The following is a 6,869-nucleotide window of genomic DNA, read 5'->3' on the forward strand; positions in this document are numbered from 1 at the left end:
CTCGGGGAGCTGGTAGCCGGGCTGGCCTGGGGGGTGCGCGCGGTGCCGATCGAGAGCAAGCTGCGCGCGGCGGTGCGCGTGGGCCGGCTGGAGCGCGCGCCCGGGCACATGCTCGACGACCTCGGCCTGGAGGCGGGCGTGATCAGCGCCGCCGAGTACGAGCAGTTGAACGACGCGCGCGACGCCCGCGACGTGGTGGTGCAGGTCGACGCGTTCGCGCCGGAGGTGTATCGGCAGTTGCGTTAGCGTCGGCGTGGGAGCGGGCAAGCGGGAGCGGATCGGGAAGCCGCAGGCGCTGCGTGAGGAAGCGAAGCCGCAGGCTTGTCTCCCTCCCCCCGGCGGGGAGAGGGTTGGGGTGAGGAGGCCGTCCGCAGGACGGCTTGCGCTTCGTCGTCTGCGCCTTGACGCGCGGCGCCCCTCGCCTCCCGCTCAACCCTGTCGCGCCAGCGTCGCGGCGTCGATCAATTCGCCGGGCAGGTACTGCACGACGCGGTTGCGGCCCTGCGCCTTGGCACGGTACAGCGCGATGTCGGCGTGTTCGATCAGCGCCTCCGGCGTCGGCGTGGCGTTGTCGAGCAGGGCGATGCCGATGCTCACCGTCAGGCGCAGTTCCTCGTCGGCGGCGGCCACGCGCAGCTCGGTGGCGCGCAGGCGGATGCGCTCGGCGACGATGCGCGCATTCAGCGCGGCCGCGTCCGGCAGCACCACCAGGAATTCCTCGCCGCCGTAGCGGCCCAGCCAGTCGAGTTCGCGCAATTCCGCCTGGATCGCGCCGGCCACCGCGATCAGGCAGTCGTCGCCGGCGGCGTGGCCGTGGCTGTCGTTGATGCGCTTGAAGTGGTCGAGGTCGAGGAACAGCAGCCCGAGCGGGCGCCGCGACTGGCGCGCGTCGGCGTAGGCCACGCGCAGGCGGGTCAGCACCGCACGCCGGTTGAGCGCGCCGGTGAGCGGATCGAACTCGGCCAGGCGGTGCGCCTGGTCGCGCTCGCGCCGCGCCTGCAGGGTGCGGTCGGCCAGGCCGACGGTGATCACCACCGCCGCATAGGCCATGCTGAACGGGAAACCGTAGGCCAGCCACGCCGGCAGCGGCAGGCCGATGATCAGTTGCAGCACGCGCAGCACGGTCAGCGCCAGCAGCGGCAGCCACGAGATCAGGAAGAAGCCGGCCTGGCGGTTGCCGCGGCGCCACGCGCGCCACGCCGCCAGCAGCACCAGCAGCGCGCTGGCCGCGAGCAGCGCGTTGGCGCTATTCGGCAGCCACGCATCCGGTTTCAGCGGCGGCAGCCACAGCGCCACTGCCAGCGCGGCGTACGGCCAGCGCGCCCAGTCGAGCAGCCGCGCCATCCACGGCACGCTGCGGCGCAAGTCGGCGAAGTCGACGATGAAGTTGATCGACAGCAGCGCGGACAGCAGCGCGGCGAACTGCCCGGGGTGGTAGCCGAGCGGCGCCAGCACGCCGGCGCCGGGCAGCGCGTACAGCTCGCCGGACACCGCCATCTGGTAGATCACCTGGAAGCCGGCGTAGCCGAGGAAGTACAGGAACACGCGGTCGCGCAGCACGATCCAGAAACACAGGATCACCGCCAGCATCGCGCCCTGCGCGCTGGAGATCGCCGCGCTGATGCGCACGTGGTCGAGATCCTCGGCCTGGTAACTGTCGTAGTCGGCGACGCGTACGTGCAGCGGCTGGCTCTGCGCCGGCGCGCCGACGGCCAGGTAGACCGGCTGCCCCGCGCGCAGGTCGCGCGGCAGTTCGAACACCAGCGCGTGGCGCGAGAAGCGCGGATCGAGGCCGGCGTCGTACGGCGTCACCGCGCGCGGCGCGTAATCCGGCGGCAGGTACGCGACCAGCCCGGTGCGCACCGCGCCGGACACGACCAGCAGCGGCGCGCTGGCGGCCGACCAGTCGGCGCCGAGCTGCACGCGATACCAGACCGCATGCTGGTCGGCGCCGCGCAGCAGCGCGTGCGCCTGCGGGCGGAAGGCGTCGGCATAGGCTCCCGCGACGACGGCCGCCGCCGGCAGCGCGCCCGCGTCGGCGGGCAGGGCCGCGACCTGCAGCGGCGGCGCGGGCGCCGCGCGCGCGGTCGCGGCCAACAGCATCAGGGCCGCCACCGCGAATCGCCGTGTCAACGGATTGCCCATCGTTGCCCCCCGCTCGCGGGGATACTATGCCTTCGCCGGGGAGTGCGCAGCATAGCCATACGCCGCCGTCGGGCACCATCCCGCGGCGACCGCGCGCGGCCGCCGCCGCAGCCCGTGGAGCGATTCCGATGCAGGCCCGCTGGTATTTCGATTTCGTCTCGCCGTTCTCCTACCTGCAACTGGCGCGGCTCGGGACGCTGCGCGCGCGCCTCGCGATCGAGCCCGTGCCGATCGTGTTCGGCGCGGTGCTGAAAGCCAACGGCACGCTGGGGCCGGCGGAGATCGCGTCGAAACGCGCCTTCACCTACCGTTTCGTGCAATGGCAGGCCGAACGTGCGGGACTGCCGCTCGCGTTCCCGCCGGCGCATCCGTTCAACCCGCTGGCCGCGCTGCGCCTGTGCATCGCCGCCGGCGGCGGCTGGGATGCGGTCGCGTCGATCTTCGATCACTTCTGGAAACACGGGCGCGCCGGCGAGACGGCCGCGCAGCTCGCCGTGCCCGGGCGCACGCTGGGCATCGCCGACGTCGGCGCCGCGATCGCCGACCCGGCGGTCAAGGCCGCGCTGCGCGCCAATACCGACGAGGCGATCGCCGCCGGCGTGTACGGCGTGCCGACCGTGCGCATCGGCGACACGCTGTTCTGGGGCAACGACGCGACGCCGATGCTGGAGGACTGGCTGGCGCGTCCGCAGCGGTTCGATGCCGAAGCCTACCGCCGCCTCGCCGCGCTGCCGGTCGGCACCGAACGCCCGCGCTGAGCGCGCCTCGCCGCGGCGATGTGAACATTCGCATCGATGCGACGCCGTTGGCAGGCACCGGCACGCGCCATGCTAGATTTCCAGGCGGGCGTCACGGAAACCCGGGGAGGGCTTGGCCATGCGCATCGGTGTCGTGGTGGATTCCACCTGCGATCTGCCTGCAGCATTCTTCGAGAACCGCCGCATCGGCATCCTGCCGATCACGATCCAGGTCGACGGCCAGACCCTCAGCGACACCCGCGACCCCGCCGAAACCGCGCGCTTCCTCAGCGAACGCGTGGCCGAACGCGGCCACGACGCCGAAACCGCGCCGTACAGCGTCGAGCAGATCCGCGAGGTGTTCCTCTCGCGCCTCGTGCTCGAGCACGACTTCGTGTTCTGCCTGACCGTCACCTCGACGCGCAGCCCGATCTTCGCCAACGCCACCCAGGCCAGCTTCGCCATCCTGAAGGACTACAAGGCGGCGCGCGCGGCGGCCAACGTCACCGGGCCGTTCCTGCTGCGCGTGATCGACACGCAGAACCTGTTCGCCGCGCAAGGCGTCACCGCGGTGGAGGCCGTGCGCATGGCCGAAACCGGCGAGAGCCCGGCCAAGATCCGCGAGCGGCTGGAATACCTCGCGCAGAACACCTACGGCTACGTGATCCCGCGCGACCTCTACTACGTGCGGGCGCGCGCGCAGAAGAAGGGCGACCGCAGCGTCAGCTGGGTCAGCGCGGCGCTCGGCACCGCGCTCGACGTCAAGCCGCTGCTGCACTGCTACCGCGGCGAGACGCGCCCGGTGGCCAAGCTGCGCGGCTTCGAACACGCCGCCGAGAAGCTGCTCGGCTATGCCGCCGAGCGCGTGCGCGCCGGCCTGCTGACGCCGACGCTGTGCCTCAGCTACGGCGGCGACCTCGCCGAGCTGGAGGCGCTGCCCGGCTACGCCGGCCTGATGCAGGTCTGCGCCGAGGCCGGCGTCGAGGCCTTCGCCAGCCCGATGAGCATCACCGGCATGGTCAACCTCGGCGCCGGCGCGCTCGCGCTCGGCTTCGCCGCGCCGGAACACACGCCGGCGTTCTGAACGCCGCGGCGGCCGCGCATGCCGCCTCAGCCGCGCAGCGCGTCGCCCAGCACCTGCAGCGCGCTTTCGATGTCCTGTGCGCTCACGTCGAGATGGGTCACCGCGCGCATCAGCCGCGGGCCCATCGGGCACAGGCGCACGCCGCGCGCGAGCGTGGCCGCGGCCAGCGTGGCGGTGTCGAAGCGCGGGTCGGTGATCTCGAAGTAGACCAGGTTGGTTTGCACCGTCGCCGGGTCGATCGCCACGCCGGGCAGCGCCGCCACGCCCTCCGCCAGCCGGCGCGCGTGGGCGTGATCCGCGGCCAGGCGCTCGACGTGATGATCGAGCGCGTACAGGCAGGCCGCCGCGATGATGCCGCTCTGGCGCATCGCGCCGCCGATGCGGAACTGCCAGCGCCGCGCCTCGGCGACGAACGCGCGCGAGCCGGCCAGCACCGCGCCGCCGGGCGTGCCCAGGCCTTTGCTGAAATCGACCCAGACGCTGTCGAAACCGCGCGCGTACTCCGCCGCGGGCACGCCGGAAGCGACCACCGCGTTGAACAGGCGCGCGCCGTCCATGTGGGTGGCGAGGCCGGCCGCATGCGCCGTCTCCGCGACCGCGCGCAGCGTCGCCAGCGGCCACACCGCGCCGCCGCCGAGGTTGGCGGTCTGCTCGACCTCGACCAGGCGCTGGCGCGGCGCCTGCGGGTTGTCCACGCGCAGCTTCGCCGCGAGCTGCGGCGCGTCGAAGATGCCGCGGCTGCCGGCGATCGGGTTCAGCATCACGCCGGCCAGCGCGGCCGGGCCGCCGCCCTCGAAGCCGACGATGTGCGCGGTGGCGTCGCACAGCACCTCGTCGCCGGGCCGGCAGTGCGCCGCCAGCGCGATCTCGTTGCACATCGTGCCGGACGGCAGGTAGACCGCGGCCTCCTTGCCGAGCAGCGCGGCGCAGCGCTCGGCCAGCGCGTTGACGGTCGGATCCTCGCCGGCACGCTCGTCGCCGACCTCGGCCGCAGCCATCGCCGCGCGCATCGCCGCGGTCGGGCGGGTCTTGGTGTCGCTGAACAGGTCGATGATGCGTGCGGACATGGCGCGTTTCCGGCGGCGTGACGCGCAAGCATCGCCCTGCGCGCGCGCCGCGCGCAAGGGCCGGACGTACAATGCGCCGGTCGCGGAGATCGTCATGCGTCGTGCGTTGCGCGCCTGCCTGGCCCTGCTCGTGCTGGCATCGCTCGGCACCGCCGCGCGCGCGCAGCAGGCCTACCGCTGCACCGACGCGCGGGGACGCGTCGCCTACCAGGACCGGCCGTGCGCATCGGGCCAGCGCCAGCAGGCGCTGCGGTTGGAGGACGGCGCAGGCAGCGCGACGGCATCCGTGCCCGCGCCGGTCGCGGCGCCCCGCGCCGCGGCCGCGACGGCCGACGCAGCACCGCGCCCTGTGGCCGCGACGCTGCCGCAACTGTACGTCTGCGCGCAGGCCAGCGATCCCGGCAAGACCTACCTCAGCGCCACGCCCGAGCCGGCGCCGTACCTCGTCCCGCTCGGCGTGCTCGGCATTCCCGGACGCGGGCTCGGCGCGATGGTGCAGCCGTCCGCGCCGGAGGCGAACCGCCACCCGCCGGTCGTGCACGACCGCCTCGCCGGCGGCTACACCTGGGTGCAGGACGCCTGCCGGCCGGCCACGCGCACGGAGATCTGCGCCGAGGTGCAGCGCCGCTACGACGCCAACCACCGCGCGTTGCGCACCGCCTTCCCCAGCGACAGGCCGCCGCTGGAGCGCCGCGAGGCGGAGCTGCGCGCGCAGCTCGACGCCTGCTGAGGCCGGGCCGCGGCGCGCCCGTCGGGGCAGCGATCAAATTTTCGCCAAAGTGCTGGAAACGCTGCCGCGACAAGGCGTGCACGCGATCATGCACAGCGTTTTCCCATGAGTTGTCCACAGGCGCTGTGGACAACCGCGCGCGCCGTTGCATCTTGACTTCGGCCGTGACTTGACACCGTGCGCGCCGGCGAACTACCCCTGCAGCACGAGCCGCGGCGGCGGCGCGTGGCGGCGCTCGTGCTCGAGCAGGTAGCGCTTCATCGGCAGGCCGCCGCCGTAGCCGGTCAGGCTGCCGTTGCTGCCGATCACGCGATGGCAGGGCACGATGATGCCGATCGGGTTGGCGCCGTTCGCCGCGCCGACCGCGCGCACCGCGGCCGGGCGGCCGATGCGGCGCGCGATCTCGGCGTAGCTGGCGGTGGTGCCGTACGGCACTTCGCACAGCGCCGCCCACACCTGCCGCTGGAACGCGGTGCCGCGCGGGCCCAGCGGCAGGTCGAACGCGGTCAGCGTGCCGGCGAAATACGCTTCGAGCTGGCGCCGCGCGGCGTCGAAGCGTTCGGGTGCGCGGCGCCAGTCCGGCTGCGGCGTCGTCGGGCGCCGCTCGTGCGGCAGGTCGAGGTGGGTCAGCGCGCCGGTCGCGTCCGCCGCCAGCAGCAGCGGCCCGATCGGCGTCCCGCAATAATCGAAATACATCGTCGCGCTCATCCCGCGCCGCGCCAGAGCAACATGGTGGCGTAGGCGCGCCACGGCCGCCAGTCCTGCGCCAGCGCCTCCAGCGCGCGCGTCGTCAACGGCGCGCCGCCGCCGGCGACCTTGCGCAGCACCAGGTCGGCCGCCGGGAACGCGTCGGGGTGGCCGAGCGCGCGCAGCGCGACGTAGTGCGCGGTCCAGGCGCCGATGCCGGGCAGCGCGCTCCACGCCTCGACGAATGCGGGCAGGCCCTGCTCGGCGCGGAAACCGACGCGTCCTTCTTCCACGGCGCGCGCCAGGGTGCGGATGGCGTCGGCGCGCGCGCGCGTCACGCCGAGCGCAGTCAGGTCGGCGTCGGCGAGCACGGCCGGCGACGGGAACAGCGCGCGCAGGCCGGGCGCGGCGTCCGCGTC

General features: G+C 73.8%; 7 protein-coding genes and 1 pseudogene. 4 read left to right on the forward strand and 4 right to left on the reverse strand.

Features of this window, described 5'->3' with window-relative positions; all coding sequences use genetic code 11:
* On the forward strand, window positions 1-246 hold a 246-nt coding region (locus tag ABFC67_RS05985; protein ID WP_346737132.1), incomplete at its 5' end, for an acyl-CoA dehydrogenase domain-containing protein.
* Window positions 247-429: 183 nt separating this feature from the next.
* On the opposite strand, the gene ABFC67_RS05990 is transcribed toward ABFC67_RS05985, so the two are convergent.
* Window positions 430-2,115, reverse strand: a complete 1,686-nt coding sequence (locus ABFC67_RS05990) for a diguanylate cyclase (protein WP_346737133.1) — start codon at window positions 2,113-2,115, stop codon at window positions 430-432.
* Between the two features lie 158 nt (window positions 2,116-2,273).
* On the opposite strand from ABFC67_RS05990, the gene ABFC67_RS05995 reads away from it, so the two are divergent.
* Window positions 2,274-2,903, forward strand: a complete 630-nt coding sequence (locus tag ABFC67_RS05995) for a 2-hydroxychromene-2-carboxylate isomerase (protein WP_346737134.1) — start codon at window positions 2,274-2,276, stop codon at window positions 2,901-2,903.
* A gap of 118 nt (window positions 2,904-3,021) precedes the next feature.
* The gene (locus ABFC67_RS06000) at window positions 3,022-3,966 is read left to right on the forward strand and encodes a DegV family protein (RefSeq protein ID WP_346737135.1); all 945 of its coding nucleotides are present in this window, start codon (window positions 3,022-3,024) and stop codon (window positions 3,964-3,966) included.
* Between the two features lie 26 nt (window positions 3,967-3,992).
* On the opposite strand, the gene ABFC67_RS06005 is transcribed toward ABFC67_RS06000, so the two are convergent.
* Window positions 3,993-5,033 (reverse strand): GntG family PLP-dependent aldolase, encoded by a 1,041-nt coding sequence (locus tag ABFC67_RS06005; protein ID WP_346737136.1) that lies wholly within the window; start codon window positions 5,031-5,033, stop codon window positions 3,993-3,995.
* Window positions 5,034-5,127: 94 nt separating this feature from the next.
* Between ABFC67_RS06005 and ABFC67_RS06010 the strand changes: the two genes are divergently transcribed.
* Window positions 5,128-5,763: a DUF4124 domain-containing protein gene (locus ABFC67_RS06010; RefSeq protein ID WP_346737137.1), complete on the forward strand. Its 636-nt coding sequence runs from the start codon at window positions 5,128-5,130 to the stop codon at window positions 5,761-5,763.
* A gap of 192 nt (window positions 5,764-5,955) precedes the next feature.
* Here the strand turns inward: ABFC67_RS06010 and ABFC67_RS06015 are convergent, their stop codons facing one another.
* Together ABFC67_RS06015 and ABFC67_RS06020 are read right to left on the reverse strand one after the other, a co-directional pair.
* Window positions 5,956-6,471, reverse strand: a complete 516-nt coding sequence (locus ABFC67_RS06015; RefSeq protein ID WP_346737138.1) for a methylated-DNA--[protein]-cysteine S-methyltransferase — start codon at window positions 6,469-6,471, stop codon at window positions 5,956-5,958.
* A pseudogene (locus ABFC67_RS06020) lies at window positions 6,468-6,869 on the reverse strand (DNA-3-methyladenine glycosylase 2 family protein); the annotation flags it as partial. The pseudogene ABFC67_RS06020 and the gene ABFC67_RS06015, both read right to left, overlap by 4 nt.

This window comes from Mizugakiibacter sp. (assembly GCF_039680435.1).
Lineage (GTDB): Bacteria > Pseudomonadota > Gammaproteobacteria > Xanthomonadales > Rhodanobacteraceae > Mizugakiibacter.

Coding starts and splice junctions, on each gene's coding strand:
- ABFC67_RS05995 (WP_346737134.1), top strand. CDS start 2,274: ATGCAGGCCCGCTGGTATTTCGATTTCGTCTCGCCGTTCTCCTACCTG.
- ABFC67_RS06000 (WP_346737135.1), top strand. CDS start 3,022: ATGCGCATCGGTGTCGTGGTGGATTCCACCTGCGATCTGCCTGCAGCA.
- ABFC67_RS06005 (WP_346737136.1), bottom strand. CDS start 5,033: ATGTCCGCACGCATCATCGACCTGTTCAGCGACACCAAGACCCGCCCG.
- ABFC67_RS06010 (WP_346737137.1), top strand. CDS start 5,128: ATGCGTCGTGCGTTGCGCGCCTGCCTGGCCCTGCTCGTGCTGGCATCG.
- ABFC67_RS06015 (WP_346737138.1), bottom strand. CDS start 6,471: ATGAGCGCGACGATGTATTTCGATTATTGCGGGACGCCGATCGGGCCG.